The 18,196-nt window shown below is 69.9% G+C and carries 19 protein-coding genes; 10 read left to right on the top strand and 9 right to left on the bottom strand.

From position 1 onward, the window contains the following. The first annotated feature begins 25 nt into the window (after positions 1-25). Positions 26-664 (top strand): Tat pathway signal protein, encoded by a 639-nt coding sequence (locus tag ACWFRB_RS21440; protein WP_452643275.1) that lies wholly within the window; start codon positions 26-28, stop codon positions 662-664. Here the strand turns inward: ACWFRB_RS21440 and ACWFRB_RS21435 are convergent. Next, entirely contained in the window at positions 661-1,389 is a 729-nt protein-coding gene (locus ACWFRB_RS21435; protein WP_452643274.1) for an SRPBCC family protein, read from the bottom strand. The genes ACWFRB_RS21440 and ACWFRB_RS21435 overlap by 4 nt on opposite strands. 414 nt (positions 1,390-1,803) lie before the next feature. On the opposite strand from ACWFRB_RS21435, the gene ACWFRB_RS21430 reads away from it, so the two are divergent. Both ACWFRB_RS21430 and ACWFRB_RS21425 read left to right on the top strand, forming a co-directional pair. Then, positions 1,804-3,633, top strand: a complete 1,830-nt coding sequence (locus tag ACWFRB_RS21430) for a 1-deoxy-D-xylulose-5-phosphate synthase (protein WP_452643297.1) — start codon at positions 1,804-1,806, stop codon at positions 3,631-3,633. After that, the gene (locus tag ACWFRB_RS21425) at positions 3,630-4,178 is read left to right on the top strand and encodes an NUDIX hydrolase (protein ID WP_452643273.1); all 549 of its coding nucleotides are present in this window, start codon (positions 3,630-3,632) and stop codon (positions 4,176-4,178) included. Before ACWFRB_RS21430 ends, ACWFRB_RS21425 begins: the two co-directional genes overlap by 4 nt. Here the strand turns inward: ACWFRB_RS21425 and ACWFRB_RS21420 are convergent. Next, entirely contained in the window at positions 4,175-4,810 is a 636-nt protein-coding gene (locus tag ACWFRB_RS21420; RefSeq protein ID WP_452643272.1) for an alpha/beta hydrolase family protein, read from the bottom strand. The two genes, ACWFRB_RS21425 and ACWFRB_RS21420, sit on opposite strands and share 4 nt — an antisense overlap. Before the next feature lie 167 nt (positions 4,811-4,977). Between ACWFRB_RS21420 and ACWFRB_RS21415 the strand changes: the two genes are divergently transcribed. Together ACWFRB_RS21415 and ACWFRB_RS21410 are read left to right on the top strand one after the other, a co-directional pair. Beyond that, the gene (locus tag ACWFRB_RS21415; RefSeq protein ID WP_452643296.1) at positions 4,978-6,444 is read left to right on the top strand and encodes an APC family permease; all 1,467 of its coding nucleotides are present in this window, start codon (positions 4,978-4,980) and stop codon (positions 6,442-6,444) included. A gap of 14 nt (positions 6,445-6,458) precedes the next feature. After that, a complete protein-coding gene (locus tag ACWFRB_RS21410; RefSeq protein ID WP_452643271.1) occupies positions 6,459-7,796 on the top strand; it encodes an FAD-binding oxidoreductase in 1,338 nt (445 codons plus the stop codon). Here the strand turns inward: ACWFRB_RS21410 and ACWFRB_RS21405 are convergent. Together ACWFRB_RS21405 and ACWFRB_RS21400 are read right to left on the bottom strand one after the other, a co-directional pair. Further along, a complete protein-coding gene (locus ACWFRB_RS21405; RefSeq protein ID WP_452643270.1) occupies positions 7,739-8,656 on the bottom strand; it encodes a DUF4873 domain-containing protein in 918 nt (305 codons plus the stop codon). The two genes, ACWFRB_RS21410 and ACWFRB_RS21405, sit on opposite strands and share 58 nt — an antisense overlap. Then, positions 8,656-9,552: an AurF N-oxygenase family protein gene (locus ACWFRB_RS21400; RefSeq protein ID WP_452643269.1), complete on the bottom strand. Its 897-nt coding sequence runs from the start codon at positions 9,550-9,552 to the stop codon at positions 8,656-8,658. Before ACWFRB_RS21400 ends, ACWFRB_RS21405 begins: the two co-directional genes overlap by 1 nt. 183 nt (positions 9,553-9,735) lie before the next feature. Between ACWFRB_RS21400 and ACWFRB_RS21395 the strand changes: the two genes are divergently transcribed. Continuing rightward, positions 9,736-10,395, top strand: a complete 660-nt coding sequence (locus ACWFRB_RS21395; RefSeq protein ID WP_452643268.1) for a TetR/AcrR family transcriptional regulator — start codon at positions 9,736-9,738, stop codon at positions 10,393-10,395. A gap of 19 nt (positions 10,396-10,414) precedes the next feature. Here the strand turns inward: ACWFRB_RS21395 and ACWFRB_RS21390 are convergent, their stop codons facing one another. From ACWFRB_RS21390 to ACWFRB_RS21380, 3 genes are all read right to left on the bottom strand, one after another. Then, positions 10,415-10,747, bottom strand: a complete 333-nt coding sequence (locus ACWFRB_RS21390; RefSeq protein ID WP_027500871.1) for a cupin domain-containing protein — start codon at positions 10,745-10,747, stop codon at positions 10,415-10,417. 87 nt (positions 10,748-10,834) lie between these two features. Then, a complete protein-coding gene (locus tag ACWFRB_RS21385; RefSeq protein ID WP_452643267.1) occupies positions 10,835-11,320 on the bottom strand; it encodes a dihydrofolate reductase in 486 nt (161 codons plus the stop codon). After that, positions 11,320-12,078, bottom strand: a complete 759-nt coding sequence (locus ACWFRB_RS21380; RefSeq protein ID WP_452643295.1) for a thymidylate synthase — start codon at positions 12,076-12,078, stop codon at positions 11,320-11,322. Before ACWFRB_RS21380 ends, ACWFRB_RS21385 begins: the two co-directional genes overlap by 1 nt. A 123-nt stretch (positions 12,079-12,201) precedes the next feature. Here ACWFRB_RS21380 and cobF point away from each other — a divergent pair, with 123 nt between their 5' ends. After that, positions 12,202-12,942, top strand: a complete 741-nt coding sequence (gene cobF, locus ACWFRB_RS21375) for a precorrin-6A synthase (deacetylating) (RefSeq protein ID WP_452643266.1) — start codon at positions 12,202-12,204, stop codon at positions 12,940-12,942. A gap of 76 nt (positions 12,943-13,018) precedes the next feature. Beyond that, entirely contained in the window at positions 13,019-13,897 is an 879-nt protein-coding gene (locus ACWFRB_RS21370) for an Fpg/Nei family DNA glycosylase (RefSeq protein ID WP_452643265.1), read from the top strand. 12 nt (positions 13,898-13,909) lie between these two features. Here ACWFRB_RS21370 and ACWFRB_RS21365 read toward each other — a convergent pair whose 3' ends face one another. Both ACWFRB_RS21365 and ACWFRB_RS21360 read right to left on the bottom strand, forming a co-directional pair. Then, a complete protein-coding gene (locus ACWFRB_RS21365) occupies positions 13,910-15,400 on the bottom strand; it encodes a carboxylesterase/lipase family protein (RefSeq protein ID WP_452643264.1) in 1,491 nt (496 codons plus the stop codon). After that, a complete protein-coding gene (locus ACWFRB_RS21360; RefSeq protein WP_452643263.1) occupies positions 15,393-16,865 on the bottom strand; it encodes a dihydrolipoyl dehydrogenase family protein in 1,473 nt (490 codons plus the stop codon). The genes ACWFRB_RS21365 and ACWFRB_RS21360 overlap by 8 nt, the downstream gene beginning before the upstream one ends. 152 nt (positions 16,866-17,017) lie before the next feature. On the opposite strand from ACWFRB_RS21360, the gene ACWFRB_RS21355 reads away from it, so the two are divergent. Further along, complete coding sequence (locus tag ACWFRB_RS21355) at positions 17,018-17,494, top strand: nuclear transport factor 2 family protein (RefSeq protein ID WP_452643262.1); 477 nt, start codon at positions 17,018-17,020, stop codon at positions 17,492-17,494. A 31-nt stretch (positions 17,495-17,525) separates the two neighbouring features. Further along, the coding region (locus tag ACWFRB_RS21350) for a Clp protease N-terminal domain-containing protein (protein WP_452643261.1) at positions 17,526-18,196 on the top strand (671 nt) is incomplete at its 3' end.

The raw sequence follows: 18,196 nt of genomic DNA, 5'->3' as shown, positions 1-18,196 counted from the left end.
CTAACCCTTCGGTAAAGGAGCCTCAATGAAGCAGCGATTCACCGTCCGCCGCCGGATTGCCGTGGCCCTCACGTCCGCAGCAGCCGCCACCGCCCTCGTCACCGGGACGGCCGCCGCCGCACCCGCCGCCCAGCCTGCCGACCTCGGCTCGGCCGCCTCCGGGCTGCGCGCCGCCGCCGCGGGCAACGCCGACGCGGAGGCCGCGATCGAGCGGCTGATCGCCTCGCCGCAGGACGTGGCGAAGGGGCTCGGCAAGCCCGTCCTCACCCTGCCGGGACAGATCTTCCCGGTGCCCGCGTACTCCGACACCGGACAGGGCGGCGAGGTCCTCGGCCAGCTCTACGGCTCGGGGGTGGCCACCAACATGAACAACGAGTTCCGCTTCGGCTTCTTCGGCGGACCGGGGAGCATCGCCGACAACCAGACGGGCGCCGAGCTGAACGTGGTCTGGTACAGCCTGGCCAACGGAACGAGCGGCATCACCCGGCTCGACCAGAACAACAAGGTCGTCCCCACCGTCATCTCCACCGCCCCGCTGAACGTCGGCAAGGGCATGGTCGTCGGCGCGGTCTACGGCTCGCTCTGGCACAAGGTCGGCCCGAAGCCGGAGGATGTCGTCAAGAGCACCATCTGGATGCCGAGCATGGGCATGGTGATGAGCTAGCAGCAGGTCCCGGGACTCTCACGGGTGTCCCACCAGTGGGTCCACCGGTCCGCGAGGGCCTCGAACTCCTCGGCGCCCCGGCCGTAGCCGCTCAGGATGATCTGGGCGCCGCCGCCGGGGCGCTGCTCGTTCTGCGGCTGGATCGCGAGGATCAGGAGCCCAGGGCCGAGGGCGTCGACGGTCAGCCCGAGCTGCTTGGGCGAGCGGAACCACACCGTGCCGCTGAGTGCGTCGCCGGTCGCGACGAGGGCGGTGTACGCGGAGCCGGGCGGACCGGTTATCCCCGCCACGCCCAGCAATTCCATCGCGGTGGCCCCCGAGGTCGGGCCGTCGAGGTACAGCGTGTGTCGTTCGGCGAGATCGTGCCGTTCCATCGCGAACTTCAGCTGTTGCAGGAAGGTCGTCCAGCCCTCGGTGACGTCCTCGTACCAGTCGTCCCACTCCGGGTGGGATCCCTTGGCGGATCGGGTGATCCGTACGACGGTGCCCTCGGAGGCGGGCCTCAGGGTGAACCGGTCACCGCCCTGGGCCGTCAGCGTCAACGTGGCGGCATCCGCGTCGGCGCCGTCGATGTAGATCTCGCGGATCTCGTCGTCGAGTCCGCCGGGACCGTCGTACTCCCAGCCGTGCCAGCGCCGGATGAGGGCGGGATCGCGCAACGCCGGCCACACGCGTTCCGGCTCGGCCGCGATGGTGGTCTCGATGACGATCTCGGGTTCGGTCATGACTTCGATTTTGCTGCATCGGGTGCGTCGGGGCCAGACCGAACCGGCAGAAGATGTTGAAGATCAAATGATTTCGTGGATCGGGATGTGCGCTCAGAACCGTCGTGTCCCACCCGATTGGTGTGCAATCGGCGAAACTCTGAAATAGGGTCGTGCCAGGCCGTCGGGTGCGTCGGCCGCCTGCCGGGGGTGTGGGCAGGCATCTAGTGAGCACATGCGTACTGAAGGAAATGTGACGACACATCGATTCAGGGGGCGTTGCCATGACCACCAGTTCTGTTCCGTCCGGAGCGCTCGTACGAGACCTGGATTCGAGGCTGGGCCGCTGAGGTGGCTGTCGTCGGCCTGTCAGCAGGCGCATCGGAGGTCGACAGGAACACCGCGGCGGATGCGGGTGATCTCGGTGCATGGCCGTTGCTCGCGAAGCTCGCCGGTCCCGGTGACATCCGGGGCCTCGATCCCGGTGAGATCGCCGAGCTCTGCACTCAGATCCGGGCCTTTCTGATCCAGAAGGTGTGCGCCACCGGCGGGCATCTCGGCGGGAATCTGGGGGTCGTCGAGCTGACCGTCGCCCTGCACCGGGCATTCGACTCGCCGCGAGACGTCCTGATCTTCGACACCGGACACCAGACCTACGTCCACAAGATCCTGACCGGCCGCGGTGCCGCCTTCGGCGGGCTCCGCCAGGAGGGCGGGCTGTCCGGCTATCCGAGCCGGGGTGAGTCCGCGCACGACACGGTGGAGAACTCCCACGCGTCGACCGCGCTCTCCTACGCCGACGGACTGGCCAAGGCCTTTGCGTTGCGGGGCGAGAAGGGGCGCCGGGTCGTGGCGGTGATCGGGGACGGCGGGATGACCGGCGGCCTCGCCTGGGAAGGACTCAACAATCTGTCCGTCCCTGGACCGGGCAGACCCGTTGTGGTCGTGCTCAACGACAACGGCCGCTCCTACGATCCCACGGTCGGGGGCCTGGCCGCGCACCTGGCTGCGCTGCGGAGGACTCGCCCCGAGGACGCCTCCGCCACCGGACCGTCACCTGCTCCCCGGTGGGTCGCGAACACCGTGTTCGAGCACCTCGGTCTCGCCTACATCGGACCCGTCGACGGCCACGACGTCGCGGCCCTCGAGTCCGCGTTCGACCACGCCCGCTCGCTCGGCCGGCCCGTCCTCGTGCACGTCGTCACCGCCAAGGGCAAGGGCTACGGGCCTGCGGAAGCCGACGAGGCCGACCGGATGCACGGCATCGGGGTCCTCGACTCCGCGACGGGTTCCGCCTTGGCGCCGGGAAAGCCAACGTGGACAGATGTTTTCGGCGACGAGATCGTGCGGATCGGCGAGCGTCGTCCCGACGTGGTCTGCGTGACCGCTGCGATGACGAATCCGGTCGGGCTAGGCCGCTTCGCCCGGGCGTTCCCCGAGCGGGTCTTCGATGTCGGAATCGCCGAACAGCACGCCGTCTGCTCGGCAGCGGGCCTGGCGATGGGGGGACTGCACCCTGTGGTGTGCCTCTACGCCACCTTCCTCAACAGGGCCTTCGACCAGGTGCTGATGGACGTCGCCCTGCAGCGGCAGCCGGTCACCTTCGTGCTGGACCGGGCAGGCATCACCGGTCCCGACGGCGCCTCCCATCACGGCATGTGGGACACCGGGCTCATGAGCGTGGTGCCGGGCGTGCGCGTCGCGGCGCCGCGTGATCCCGCCTCGCTGCGTGAACTCCTTCGCGAGGCCGTCGCCGACGAGCGAGGGCCGACGGTGATCCGCTATCCCAAAGCGACGGCGGGACCGGATATCCCGGCGGTCGCCCGGGTGGACGGCCTGGACATCGTGTACGCCTCCGGGGCGCCATCGCCGGAAGTGCTGCTGGTCGCCGCCGGAGCGATGGCGGGTCCCTGCCTCGACGCCGCGGCACTCCTGCACGGATCCGGGATCGGCGCCACGGTGGTCGATCCGCGCTGGATCATCCCGATCGGCCCGGCCCTGATCGAGCTGGCCGCGCGTCACCGCGTCGTCGTCACGGTCGAGGATGCCGCCCGGTCCGGGGGCATGGGGGCGCTTCTCGTGGAGGCCTGCGCCGATGCCGACGTGACGACGCCCGTTCTGCCACTCGGGCTCCCGCGCGCCTTCATCGATCACGGCGGACGGGGAGACCTGCTGGCCCAGCACGGGCTCACGGGGGAGCGGATCGCGGCCGCCGCGGTGCGCCTGCTCGCCCGGCCCTCGGCTCGGGCGGGTGATCCCGCATGAGTGAGCGCACCGACCTGCGGTCCAGGGACGAGGTGCTGGCGATCTTCGACGACGCAGGCCGAGAGGTCGGCACCGCGCCGAGGTCACGGGCCTTCGCGGAGGGACTGTGGCTGGCCAGCGCGGGGGTCCTACTGCGGTCCCTCGACGGTGGGTGGATCTATGTGCACCGCCGCTCGCACGACAAGGAGGTGTTCGCGGGGTTGCACGACTGCATCGCGGGCGGTGGGGTCGACCCGGGGGAGAGCCCCGAGCAGACGGCCCGCCGCGAGCTGGGGGAGGAACTGGGCGTCACCGGCGTCGCGCTGTCGCCACTGGCGCGTATCTCCTGGGACGGGAGCTGGGCGGGACGACCGCTGCGATGCCACCTCCACGCGTTCGAGGGGCGGTACGACGGGCCGATCCGGCACCAGGACAAGGAGATCGCCGACGGAGGGTGGTGGACCGAGGCGAGCCTGCGGCGGCGCCTCGTCGACCCGTCGTGGCCGTTCGCGCCGCACAGTCGGGCCCTGCTCGGCGCCTCGCTCGGGTGGGCGACGGGCCGCTAGAACTCGAACAGGTCGGCGGCGGCCTCGACCGCCAGCTGCGCGGCGGCGCTCTTGTCCGGGGCGAGGTCGTGTCCGGTGCCCTCGACCAGCACGAGTCGCGTCGGCGTCGGCACCAGTTCGAGTGCCGCGCGCATCTCGTCCGGGGTCCCGAACGGGTCCCGGCTGCCGTGCACGAACACGCACGGAACACGCAGGTCCGGCAGGTGGGCGGTCCTCGCCTTCTCCGGCTTTCCCGGCGGATGCAGCGGATACGAGAACAGCACGAGGCCGTCGCAGGACTCGGGATGCTCCGCCGCGAGCATGGTGGACTGGCGGCCGCCGTAGGAGTGTCCGCCGAGAATCACTGGGCCCGAGCAGAGTTCGCGCACCGCAGCCCCTGCGGCCGCGATGCCCTCGCGATCGCCGCCCGCGGTGGACGGACTCGGCGGGCCCTTCGGCCTGCGCTGGCGGAAGGGCAGGTCGTAGCGGAGCACGAGCAGCCCGTGCTGCGCGAACTCTGTTGCCGCCCGCTGCAACATCTTGGCGTCGCGGTTGCCGCCCGCCCCGTGTGCGAGCAGAAGGGCGCCGACAGGATCCCCTGCGGGCCGATGGAGAACGCCGCTCACGCCCTCGCGTTCGAACAGCTCAGTCATGACCTCGACGCTATCGCGTACCGGACCAGAGTGTTTAGGAGCCCGAACCAACGCTGACATCCGTACCCGATCGGAGGACGATGAAGCAGACCGGTCTCGCTCCTGGCCTCCCGGAGACCTGTCACGACAGCTCCCGCGGGTTTCCGACGGAAGGTGGGGTGGCTGAGATGGTCGAAGCTGCGCCCGGCGCGGCGGACGCCGAGAGTTCCGTCGAGAGTGGTGGCTACCACCAGGAACTGAAGCGGACGCTCGGTTCCTTTCAGGTGTTCGCGATCTCCTTCGCCTTCATCTCGGTGGCGGTCGGCATCTTCGGGACCTACGACGACGTGCTGCAGAACGGGGGGCCGGTCGGGATCTGGCTCTGGGCGATCGCGGTGGTCGGGCAGATCCTGGTGGCGCTGGTGTATGCGCAGTTCGCGGCTCGCATCCCGCTCAGCGGCTCCACCTACCAGTGGGCCTCACGCCTGGCCAACCCGAAGATCGGCTGGGGGTTCGGGTGGCTGACCGTCTGCTACCTGTCATTCGGTGTCGTGGCGGTCGACAATGCCCTTGCCAGTCAGGCATTCATGCCGCTCTTCGGCATGGCGCCGGACGAAGACACCGCGCGCGTGATCACGCTGGTGATGATGCTCATCCAGGCATTGCTCGTGGTGTTCTCGACGCGCATCGTCGCGATGATCAACACCAGCGCGGTGGGGCTCGAGCTGGTGATCGTCGTGGTGCTGGCGATTGCGCTCATCGTCGCCGTCCTGATCACGGGTGACGGCGGGGCGGGCAACCTCACCTCGCGCGGTGTCACCGAGAACGCACCCGACTATTTCGCCGTCGGCGGCGGGTTGATGGCCGCGATGATCATGGGCCTGGCCACGCTCGTCGGCTTCGACGCCGCGGCGAACCTGGCCGAGGAAGCCAAGGATCCCTTCCGCAGCGTCCCGCGCGCGATCGTGGGATCGGTCGCGGCGGCCGGGGCACTGGGAATGGTGTTCCTGATCGCACTCACCGTCGCGATCGACGACATCCCCCGGATCAGCAAGAGCGAGTCGCCGGTCGCCACGATCATGCGCGATCAGCTCGGTCCCGTGATGGAGCGGACACTCCTGGTCGCGATCACGTTCGCCTTCTTCGCCGCCGGGATGGTCACGATGGCCGCGTGTTCGCGGATCGTCTTCGCGATGGCGCGTGACTCCCGGTTCCCCGCTTACCGGGTGATGCGGCGGATCAACCCGCGCACGCAGACCCCGGTCCAGGCGACGATCCTGATCCTCGTCGTCGGGGTCGTCCTGATGGTTGCGCTTCCCGGCGATGCGCTGCTGAAGTTGATCGTGGCGGGGACGCTGCTCACGGCCATCGTCTACGCAGCGACCGTCGTCCTCTACCTTGCGGTGCGCAAGCGGTTGGACCGCAAGGAGGGCGGATTCAACCTCGGGCGGTTCGAACTACCCGTCGCGGTCGGGGCGTTGGTGTGGATGGCGGTCGTGCTGTTCGTGCTGATATCCCCGGGGGAGGCGTTGGTCCCCGTCCTGATCGTGGGGGGTCTGCTCGTCCTGGGCGGGCTGTTCTTCCTCGCCATGTGGTTCTTCGATCGCGAGGTGCTCGAGACCGAGCCAGGAGATAACAGCGTCTACAAGCATTGACCGGAGGTGACCGAGTGAGTGCTACCGCCAGGCTGACGGGTGAGGTGGTGCGTCCGGGCGATCCCGGATACGAGGCGGCGCGGGTCGGCTGGAACCGCCTGTACTCCCGCTATCCCGAGGCGATCGTGTTCTGCTGCGACGCGCACGAGGTGGTCGCTGCTGTCGAGTGGGCTCGGGAGGAGGGCATCGCCCTGCGCGCCCGCAGCGGCCGCCACAGCCTCGAGGGCTGGTCCTCGCTCGACGGCGGTCTGGTCGTCGACGTCAGCCGGATGAAGGACGTCGAGATCGACGAGACGGCGCGCACGGCAACGGTCGGGACGGGGCTCACCCAGACCGAGGCGGTCGCGGCGCTCGGGCGGCGCGGATATGTCGTTCCGACCGGCTCCGAGGGCGGCGTCGGCCTCGGCGGCGTGATCCTCGGCGGCGGCTTCGGATTGCTCACCCGCCGCATGGGAATGGCCAGCGACAACCTGCTCGCCGCCGAGCTCGTGGTGGCCGACGGCGTGCGCTCGGCGAAGATTGTCGAGGCCACCGAGACCACCAACTCCGACCTGCTCTGGGCATGCCGCGGCGGGGGCGGCGGCAACTTCGGGATCGCGACGTCCTACACATTGAGGCTGCACGAGCTATCCGATGTCACCTTCCTGATCGCCAGGTGGACCGGGCACGGCGAGCTGGGCGAGCTGCTGCGCACATGGCAGCGGGACGCGCCGGTCGCCGACGAGCGGCTGACGAGCGCGCTCGAGATCGATTCCACCGCGGTCGAGCTCTCCGCGTTGCTCTACGACGGCTCGCGCCGGGAGCTGACCGACCAGCTGCGCTCGCTGCTGACGATCGGCGACCCCGAGGTGACCGTCATGGAGGACGCCTGGCCCGCGGTGTACGGCAGCGTCGACCGGGGTCCGGACGACGTGGCCAACTGGAAGTTCTACTCCCACTTCGTCACCCGTCCGTTCCCCGACGAGGCGATCGATCTGGTCGTCCGCTACATGGCCGACACGCCAAGCGCGCCGAGCAACTTCTTCTGCTCGAGCTTCGGTGGTGCCGTGCGGCACGCCCCGCCGGGCGGGGCGGCTTTCCCGCACCGCGACGCGTTGTTCTACTGCGAGCCGGGCGCGGCCTGGAACGATCCCGAGCTGAACTCGAAGGCTCTTGGCTGGGCGGCCGGCTTCTGGCGTGCGCTGCGCCCGTACAGCGACGGTGCCTACGTCAACGTGCCCAACGCCGCCGCATCGGACTGGGAGCGCGACTACTACGGGCCCAACCGCGAGCGCCTGCGGCAGGTCAAGGCCGCCTACGACCCGGAGAACGTGTTCCGCTTCGAGCAGAGCGTGCCCCCCGCGCCCTGCTGACGACGGACCTCCGCGATCTCGACCGGCTCGAGCGGGAACGGGGGAGCGCCGACGCCGGTGATCCGGTAGTTGCCCCACGGGTCCTGTTCGGCCAGCGTCGCGGGCGTCTCGGGTCCGCCGGGGATGGTGAGGTGCATCGCGGATCGGCCGCGCTGCTTCTGCTCCGTCAGCCCCTCGCCCGCGATCCGGCCGTACCAGTGGTAGTTCCCGTCGAGTGGTTCGAAGTGGCCGTTCAGGTGCACCTGCACCGACAGGGTGACGTCGTCGGTCGTCAGCGCCGCGGACCCGGCGTAGGCGTCGTCGTCCTCGCGTTCGTCGACGTTGCTGAGTTCGAAGGCGTTCCGCTGGGGGCCACGCACGGCCCGCGGGCTCGGCCGCCACCACGACCGGGCGGGCGCGCGGTGGACGATCCGGTTGAACTCGCGCTGGGCCCCCGCGCGCACCTCGATCCGGGTCGCCTCCTCGGCCGTCATCATCGTCAGGCAGGCGCGGATGTGACGGCCCTCGTCCGCCGCCTGCCCGCAGGCGGCGAGGAAGAGGTTCGGGAAGCCGGTGTGCGCGATGCCGAGATAGGCCGCCTGCTCGCCGCGCATGGCCTCCTCGAGGCTCGTCCCACCGCGGCCCACGATCGGGACGGCGATTGCGGGGTCGGCCACCAGGATCCGGGGGCGGTGGACCTCGCCGGACTCGGTCCGCACCCGCCACCGGTCGGTCGCCTCGTCGAAGTCGCAGGAGACCGTCCCCGGCCCGCCGGACAGGTCGAGGACGAGGTTGCCGGGTCGTCCGGAGTCCTCGAGCGCGCGTGCGATGCCCGGTCCCGCGGATCCGGCGCCGACGACCAGGATCCCGGCCTCGGGCATCACAGGAAGCCGCCGCGCCGCCACATCGCCCGGGAACTCGCCCGCATCAGCCCGTTCTCCTCCAGGAACGCGGCCAGCGATTCGAAGCCGCGGCGCTGGTTCTCCCGGAAATACGGGTTCGCCAGTGCCTGCCTGCGGGCCTCCTTGGGGTCGAGGCCGGCCCGCGAGTACATCACCGGGTTGGTGAACAGCCGCTGGAACAGCGGACCGCCGATGCCCTGCACCGTTCCGACCCACAGCTGTTCGATCCGATGGCTCTGCGCCACCCGGCGGCGCACGCCCTCGCGGGCAAAGCGGATGTGGCGTGATTCCTCGGTGACGTGGATCTTCATCAGTCGCGAGATCATCGGCTGCAGCTGTGGGTCGTCGAGTACGCGGCGCTGGGTGGCGTCGAAGATCTCCTCGCCGATCAGGGCGGCCACCCACAGCATGGTGCCGCGGAACGTCTTGGGCAGGAGGTTCACCACCAGGGCCTGGTGTCGTCGTAGCTGGTACGGCTTGGCGCCCATCCGCTCGATCGCCCGGCCGAACATGGTCATGTGCCTGCACTCGTCCCCCATCTCGGTGAGCACGTACCGGGTGTGCAGCGAGGCAGGGTCGTTGTGCAACAACGCCCGCAGCAGGGCCTGATTGAGGATGTTCTCGAACCAGATCCCGACGCTGAGGATGTTCGCGGATTCCTGCCGGGAGAGCTCGATCCGCTGCACCTCGCTCATCGATTCCCACATCGGCGTCCCGTAGAGGGAGAGCACGTGCGGGGGCAGGAAGTACTTGCCCTCCTCGAGGGGCGCGTCCCAGTCGATGTCCACGACGGGGGCGTACGAGCGTTTGACCGAGCCCTTGAGCAGTCGATCCGCGACCGTCTCCCGGTCGAGCGGTGTGGCGGCCTGCGACATGGCTGTCCTCCGTGGCTGATCCCGGTGTGGTGCCGGGCATTTCGCGTGCACGTTTTCGTTCTCTGTAAAAACGTAAACCGCTCGACGGGTGAGGTCAATAGATACCTGTGAACCGAATTCACATTCTCTTGCCCGATTCCGGCGTCGGCGCCGCTCGAGGAGGCGTCGCCATAGAATCGGCCGGTGAGGCCTTCAGCGAGACCAGTGGATCCGGACGCGATCCGGGAGCAGATCCTGGACGCGGCGCACGAGTGCGTCATCGAGCTGGGGTACACCTCCCGACTGCACGCGGCCATCGCGCAGCGCGCGGGACTGTCGCGGCCCACCGTCTACAAGTACGTCGGGGATCAGAACGCGATCTTCGGTGCCCTCTTCCAGCGCGAGATCACCCGGTTCTTCGTCGTGCTCGATCCCGTGTTGCGTGGGCAGGAGCGGAGCCTGCGGAGCGACCAGAAACCGGGCCGGGACCTGCGGGTCGGATTCGTCGATGCGATCGTGTTCGCCGTGCAGTACGCGCGTGCGCACCCGCTGCTCCAGAAGGGCCTGCGCGACGATCCTCAGGTGGTGCTGCCGTGGTTCACGGTGCGGGCCAAGCCCTTCGTCGAGCTCGGTGCGCACCTGCTCACCCCGCACTTCCAGCGGCTTTTCACGCCCGGGCAGCTCGCGGAGGTCAGCCCGAAGGCGATCTCCGAGTGGGCCTTTCGGATCATCGGGTCGCTGATCGTCACCGAGGGCATCGTGGACACCACGCAGGAGCAGTCGCTGCGCGAATTCGTCAGCTCGCTGCTGTCGATCGCGTTCATGCCGGCGCCGGACCCGGAGTTGGTGCGCGGCGCGGGGTGATTCCCGCTCGGGCCGGGCGCTACTTGGGCACGGCCACCGTGAGCAGGAAGGCGACGTCCTCGAGTGCCTCGACGCTGTGCCGGGCCGCCGGGATGACCAGCATGTCGCCGGTCGAGCCCTTCCAGGAGTCCTCGCCGCTGATCAGTGCGAGCTTGCCGCTGAGCACCAGCAGGGTGGCCTCGCCCGGGCTGTCGTGCTCTGCCATCACTTCGCCCGCGCTCAGTCCGACGACCGTCTGCCGGAGGCTGCGCTGATGGCCCCCGTAGATGGTCTGCGAGCTGCGCCCGCTGGTGGCAGCGGCGGCGAGCTTGAGCTGCTGCCGGGCGACGGCTGTCAATGACTTCTTGTCCATGAAGCGCCTCTCCTTGGGCTTGGGGAAAGACCTGCCCTTGGAGTATGACGCACCACCACACCCATGGGGCGTTACTGACCGAACCGATCAGCCGCGAATGTAGGTGCGGAACCGGAACCGCAGTCCGTTCCTCTCCGAGGTCAGCCAGTCGCCGGTTGTCGCGGGAGTCCACTCGTCGCCGATCCTCGGCGCGTAGGCGTCGCCCTCGGTGTCCAGGTCCACCTCGGTCACGAACAGTCGGTCGGCGAACGGCATTGCCGCGGTGTAGATCTCGCCGCCCCCCATCACCCAGGCCTCGCCGGGTCCGGCCAGGACGAGGGCGGACTCGACCGAGTGCGCGGCCTCGGCGCCCTCGGCCCGCCAGTCCGGGTCGCGGGTCACCACGATGTTGCGCCTGTCCGTGAGCGGCCGGAACCGGGGAGGCAGCGAGTCCCAGGTCTTCCGGCCCATCACCACCGGGTGCCCCGAGGTGACGTCCTTGAAGTAGGCCATGTCCTCGGGAATCCGCCACGGGATCGCGCCGTCGCGGCCGATGACGCCTGCCGGGTTCTGCGCCCAGATCAGTCCGAGCACTAGATCGCCACCGGTGCCTTGATGGCGGGGTGATGGCGGTAGTCGACGATCTCGATGTCGTCGAACTCGTAGTCGAAGATGGAATCGCGGGGCGCGAGCACGAGCTTCGGGTACTCGTACGGCTCGCGGCCGAGCTGCTCGGTGACCTGGTCCACGTGGTTGTCGTAGATGTGGCAGTCGCCGCCGGTCCAGATGAACTCGCCCACCTCGAGGCCGGTCTGCGCGGCGACCATGTGGGTGAGCAACGCATAGCTGGCGATGTTGAACGGCACGCCGAGGAACAGGTCCGCGCTGCGCTGGTACAGCTGGGAGCTGAGCCTGCCGTCGGCGACGTAGAACTGGAAGAAGGCGTGGCACGGCGCGAGCGCCATCTGCGGGATCTCGCCCACGTTCCATGCAGAGACGATCATCCGCCGCGAGTCCGGATCGGTCTTGAGGGTCTCGATGACCTGGGTGATCTGGTCGATGTGCTCGCCGCTGGGCGTGGGCCAGTTCCGCCACTGCACGCCGTACACCGGGCCTAGCTCGCCCTCGGGGGAGGCCCACTCGTCCCAGATCGTGACGCCGCGGTCCTGCAGCCACTTCACGTTCGACTCGCCGCGCAGGAACCAGAGCAGCTCGTAGACGATGGACTTGAGGTGCACCTTCTTGGTGGTGATAAGCGGGAAGCCCTCGGTCAGGTCGAACCGCATCTGGTGGCCGAACACACTGCGCGTGCCCGTGCCGGTGCGGTCCGCCTTCGGGGTACCGGTCTCCATGACGAGTCGCAGCAGGTCTTCGTAGGGCGTGTGCACGGCCGCCAGTTTAGGCGGCTCCGCCACCTGTGAGTCCTTTCGGCCCGCGGGGGGACCGGAAGGACTCACGGGCGATAGCCTGCCGTCATGCGTGAACTCCTCGTGATCGGCATCGGCGCCGGCGACCCCGACCAGGTGACCGTGCAGGCGATCAAGGCGATGAACCGCGCCGAGGTGTTCTTCGTCATCGGCAAGGGGGCCGAGAAGCAGGACCTCGTCGACCTGCGCACCGGGATCCTGGACGAGCACATGCGCGGGACCTACCGGATCGTCGACATCGTGGACCCGCCCCGCGACCGGACCCCGTCGGACTATGAGGGTGTCGTCGACGACTGGCACGACCGGCGGGCCGCGATCTTCGAGGAGCAGTTCGGTGCCGTCGAGGGCGTCGGCGCGATCCTGGTGTGGGGCGATCCGTCGCTCTACGACAGCACCCTGCGGATCGTCGAGCGGGTGCTCGCCAGGGGCATCGCGACGTTTGAGTACTCGGTGATCCCTGGGGTCACGAGCGTGCAGTCGCTGGCGGCGCAGCACCGCATCGTGCTCAACCGGATCGGCGAGCCCGTGCACATCACGACCGGCCGACGCCTGCGCGACGGCCTGCCCGAGGGGGTGCGGGACGCGGTGGTGATGCTCGACGCCGACTGCAGCTTCACCGAGGTGCCCGGCGACGACGTGCAGATCTGGTGGGGCGCGTACCTGGGCACCGAGGACGAGGTGCTGATCTCCGGGAACCTGCGAGAGGTCGAGGCCGAGATCGTTCGCGTTCGGGCCGAGCTGCGCGAGCGCAAGGGCTGGATCATGGACACCTATCTGCTGCGGAGCTGATGGGCACTGTGCGCGTGTTGTACCCCAACCGGGTCAAGACGCGCGCACAAGCGCCGAAGGTGCCTAGGCTGTTGGCATGCCCGAACTGCCCGAGGTAGAGGCCCTGGCACAGTTCCTGCGCACGCATGCCGTCGGCTCGGTGGTGGGCCGGATCGACATCGCGGCGCTGAGCGTGCTCAAGACGTTCGACCCACCGATCACCGACCTGCAGGGCAAGGACGTCGTCGGCGCCGCCAGGTTCGGCAAGCACCTGGGGATCCGGTGCGGCGACGAGGACGGGCTGTGGCTGATCACCCACCTCTCCCGGGCCGGCTGGCTGCGCTGGGCCGACAACCCGAGCGCGACGCCGCCGAAGCCAGGCGGCAAGAGCCCGCTGGCGCTGCGGGTGCACCTGTTCACCCCCGACGGCGGGACTCCGGCGTTCGACCTCACCGAGGCGGGCACCAAGAAGCGGCTCGCGGTCTGGGTGGTGCGCACCCCCGCCGAGGTGCCGGGGATCGCGAAGCTCGGACCCGACGCGCTCGACATCACCGAACCGGCATTCGCCGAGCTGCTGGGAAAGAGCTCGCAGCGGATCAAGACCGTGCTCACCGACCAGTCAGTGCTGGCCGGGATCGGCAACGCGTATTCCGACGAGATCCTGCACCTGGCCAAGCTGTCGCCGTTCGCCACCGCGAACAAGCTGACCGCGGATGAGGTGGCCACCCTGCACGCGGCGATGCGGGCGGAGCTGACCGACGCCGTGGACCGCTCGGTTGGCCAGGACGCCGCGCGGCTCAAGGGGGAGAAGCGCTCCGGGTTGCGGGTGCACGCCAGGACCGGGATGCCGTGCCCGGTGTGCGGGGACACCGTCCGGGAGGTGTCGTTCGCGGAGCGGTCGTTTCAGTACTGCGCGACCTGCCAGACCGGCGGCAAGATCCTCGCCGACCGGCGACTGTCGAGGTTGCTGAAATAGGTTCGCGGCACCTCAGCGCCGGTGCCGATACCCGATCCACGCCCGGCGCAGGTCACCATGCGGGTCGTTCTCGATCCGCGCGGTGGTGTCGACGATCAGCGTCTCGCGCCGCGCTGCCGTGTAGGCCGGCCAGGTGGACCTGGGCGCCCCGTACCGGGCGAAGTGCAGCCAGTGCGACTGCATGATGGCCGTGGCCTCCCGCAGCCCGCGACGGCCGCCCAGCACGGTGGCCGCCCGGCCGAGCGCGGCGTCGCCGATTCCGAAGACCGCGAGCAGCTCGGTCGCGTGGGTGGCGCCGAAGCCGGTGACGTTGAGCAGCCGCGGGGCGAAGTCGTAGCGGTAGTCGAAGGTCGGTGCGGTGGCCGCGTGCGCCTGGGCGACGAGGATCGTCGGCTCCCAGAAGGTGGCGTCACCGCCGATCCGCACGGCGGCCCGGCGACCCGGGTAGCCCGGGTAGGCGGCCAGGATGCGGGCCTTGAGCTCGGGGTCCGTCTCGGAGAACATCTTCTCGATCCGGACCGGGTCGGTGGGGATGATGTCGAGGAACCGCGGAAACATCGTGCCCTCACGGGCATTGGTGCCGATGATCAGCGGGATGGCGTGCGCGAGGCCCTCGGCGAACGCGTCGAGCGGGTGTCTCGGCAGGAGGTCGCCGTCGACGAAGGGGGCGAACGCCCTGGTGCCGGGCTCCTCGTCGGCGCCGCGCGCGGTCAGGGCGTCGCCCGCGCGGACCAGCGCGTCGGGGTCCGCGGTGCTGAGGGCAAGGGCCGCGTCGTCGTCGGCGCCGAGGATCTCGAGGAACTCGGCCGCCCAGGCCTTGGCGCGGCCGGGGCCGTAGACGGAGGCGGCGGGCGGGCTCTGCGCGATGGCGCGCGCGAACAGGCCCTCGGCCGCAGGCACGCACATCAGGGTGGTCACGGCGTTGGCCCCGGAGGATTCCCCGAACAGCGTGACGTTGTCCGGATCGCCACCGAACGCGGCGATGTTGCGGCGCACCCAGCGCAGCGCCGCGAGCTGATCGCGCAGGCCGAGGTTGGAGTCGAAAGTCCGTTCGGGGGTGGAGTATTCGCCGAAATCGAGGTAGCCGAGCGCGCCGAGCCGGTAGTTCAGCGACACGTACACGATGTCGCCGCGCCGGACGAGCGTGTCGCCCCGATAGACGCCGGTGGACGAGGATCCGCCGCTGTACGCGCCGCCGTGGATGAACACCATTACCGGCCGAGGGGCGGAACTCCGTGCGGCTGGCGTGAGCACGTTCAGGGTCAGGCAGTCCTCGTCGGTGCGGATCCCGCGCCGCTCGGCGCGCCCGGACTGGGGCGCGGCCGGGCCGAAATCCAGCGCGTCGCGCACCCCGGACCACGGCGCGACGGGTTGCGGGGCCCGCAGCCGGAGCTCGCCCACCGGTGGTGCGGCGTACGGGATCGCACGCCAGGACCGGAGGCCGTCGTGTTCCCGACCGCGGACCCGGCCCGCGTCGGTGGCGACGATCAACGGGTCAGCCACGCCTGGCCTCCAGCAGCCGCAGCCAGACCTCACTGACCGTCGGGTACGAGGGCACCGCGTGCCAGAGCGACTCCATCGGCACCGCGCCGACCACCGCGACGGTGGCCGCGTGGACCAGCTCCGCCACCTCGGTTCCCGCGAAGGTCGCGCCCACCAGGGTGTCGGTGCCACGATCGATCACCAGCTTCGCCCGACCGGTGAAATCGTCTCGCGCCAGCGATGATCCGGCCACCGCGATGTCGATCTCGACGGTCTCGACATCGATGCCGTCCGCGCGGGCCGCGCGCTCGGTGCGGCCGACGGAGGCGACCTCGGGGGAGGTGAACACCACCTGCGGCACCTGGGCGTGGTCCGCGCTCGCGGTGAACCGGGCCCCGTCCAGTGCGCGGCCCTCCGCCCGGGCGGCGATCACGTCGCCGCACACCCGGCCCTGGTACTTGCCCATGTGCGTGAGCGCCGCGCGGCCGTTGACGTCGCCGACCGCGTAGAGCCATTCGCCGGGTACGCCCGATACGGCGAGATGGTCGTCGGTGGGAGTGCGCCCGTCCGTCAGCCCCACCGCGGCGAGGCCGAGGCCGGAGGTGGCGGGGTGACGTCCGGCCGCGACGATCACCTCGTCGACGGTGATCTCGCCTCGTTCCCGGCCGTCGAAGGTGATGGTCACCGGTCCGCCGTGGATCCGGCCCACGCCGGTGTCGCGCGGCTGCTCGCGGCGAACGGCGCTCGGGCTGGTGCCGAACAGCACCGTCGCGCCCGACGCCCGCAGGGACTCGGCGACGAGTTCGCCCGCGTACGGCTCGGCGGACGCGAGCAGCGCCGAGCCTCGGACGATCAGGGTCAGCTCGCGCACCCCGAGGGCGAGCAGCCACGTCGCGCACTCGGTGGCGACCACGCCGCCGCCGATGATCGCGACCCGCTCGGGCACCTCCCGAAGGTTGGTGGCGTCCCTGGAGATCCACGGCAGCGCCTCGCGCAGCCCCGGCACCGGCGGTATCGACGCGATGGTGCCGGTGGCGACCACTACCGCGTGCCGCGCCCGCAATGTGCGGGTCGGTGGATCGCCGTGGCCGCCGGTGGAGAGCTCGACGGTGCGTTCGCCGGTGAGCGCGGCGGACCCGTGGATCACCTCGATGCCCGCGGAGGCGGCCCACTTTCGCTGCCCGGAATCGTCGTGGTGACTGGTGAATTCGTCGCGGCGGGCGAACACGGCGCGGCGGTCCAGCGTCGCGTCGCCAACAGACTCGCGGACGCCGGGCATGGCACGGGCCGCCGCCAGTACCTCGGCGGGCCGCAGCAGGGCCTTGCTGGGCATGCAGGCCCAGTACGAACACTCGCCGCCGAGCAGTTCGTGTTCGATGATCGCGGCGGTCCGATCCGAACCGGCGACGGCGTAGGCGGCGGCGTTCTCGCCCGCCGGCCCACCGCCGATCACGATGACGTCGTATTCCTCCGTCGATGTGGCCATGGTTCCCACCGTAGAGCGGTGAGCGGCGCCGGGCGAGGCATTCGCGCGGCGCCGCATCACGGTTCCGCAATGCTTGCGCTGCGCATTTCGACCGGCCGATACTCCAAGGTGGGACTTCCATCCGCGAGACACCCTCGGGCAGGAGGGGCGCTATGAGCACCGAACCCGGCGCCGCCGCCGCTGACCATGCGGCGACGGTAGGAGCCCTCTATGCCGCGTTCGCCCGCGGCGACATCCGCGCGGTCCTCGGCATGCTCGCCGAGGACGTGCGCTGGGAGGACTGGGCCGACAACTTCGCGCAGCGCGCCGACGTGCCATGGCTGCGTCGGCGGGGCGGCCGCGAGGGTGCCGCCGAGTTCTTTGGGATCGTTGGCGGATTCGACATCGGTGAGTTCGCGGTCCTGTCGATCATGGCGGGCGAGAGCCAGGTGGCCGCGGAGATCAGCATCGACGCCGTGGTCCCTGGCGGGGGTCACTACCGCGACGAGGAGCTGCACCTGTGGTCCTTCGACGGGGCCGGGAAGATCTCGCGGATGCGGCACTACGTGGACACCGCGAAGCACATCGCCGCCGCGGGCGGCGTCGACACCACGTCGCGCGTGATGAACGGATCGTCAACCGAGGGTTGACGATCTGGGTTTGTCAACCTAGGGTTGACGCATGGTGAAGCCGACGAAGATGACGAATCCTGTCCGCCTCGACGACCTGATCGCGGGCATCAAGAAGGCGCACGCCGATGCGCTCGACCAGCTGTCCGACGCGGTCATCGCGGCCGACCACCTCGGGGAGGTGGCCGACCACCTGATCGGGCACTTCGTCGACCAGGCCCGGCGGTCAGGGGCGTCCTGGAAGGACATCGGCGCCAGCATGGGCGTCAGCAAGCAGGCCGCGCAGAAGCGCTTCGTGCCCAAGGGTGAATCGCCGGACCTGGATCCGAGTCAGGGCTTCAGTCGGTTCACCGACCGGGCCAAGAATGTCGTGATGGCGGCGCAGAACGAGGCCCGCGCCGCAGGCAACGACCAGATCCTGCCTGCGCACCTCGTGCTCGGCCTGATTGCCGACCCCGAGGGCCTCGGTCCGCGGCTCGTCGTCGCGCAGGGCATCACCCTGGAGGCGGCCCGTGCCGCCGCGGCCGCCTCCCTGCCCGCGAAGGCCGGGGAGCTGCCCGAACTCATCCCGTTCGACGTGCAGTCCAAGAAGGCCCTCGAGCTCACCTTCCGGGCGGCACTCCGGTTGGGGCACAACTATATCGGCACCGAACACATCCTGCTCGCCCTGCTCGAATTCGAGGACGGCTCGGGTCTGCTCACCGACCTCGGCCTCGACGGGGC

The sequence above is a fragment of the Rhodococcus sp. NPDC055112 genome (genome assembly GCF_053607505.1).
Note: the sequence above shows the minus strand (reverse complement) of the source record. Positions and strands in the feature narration are given on the sequence as shown.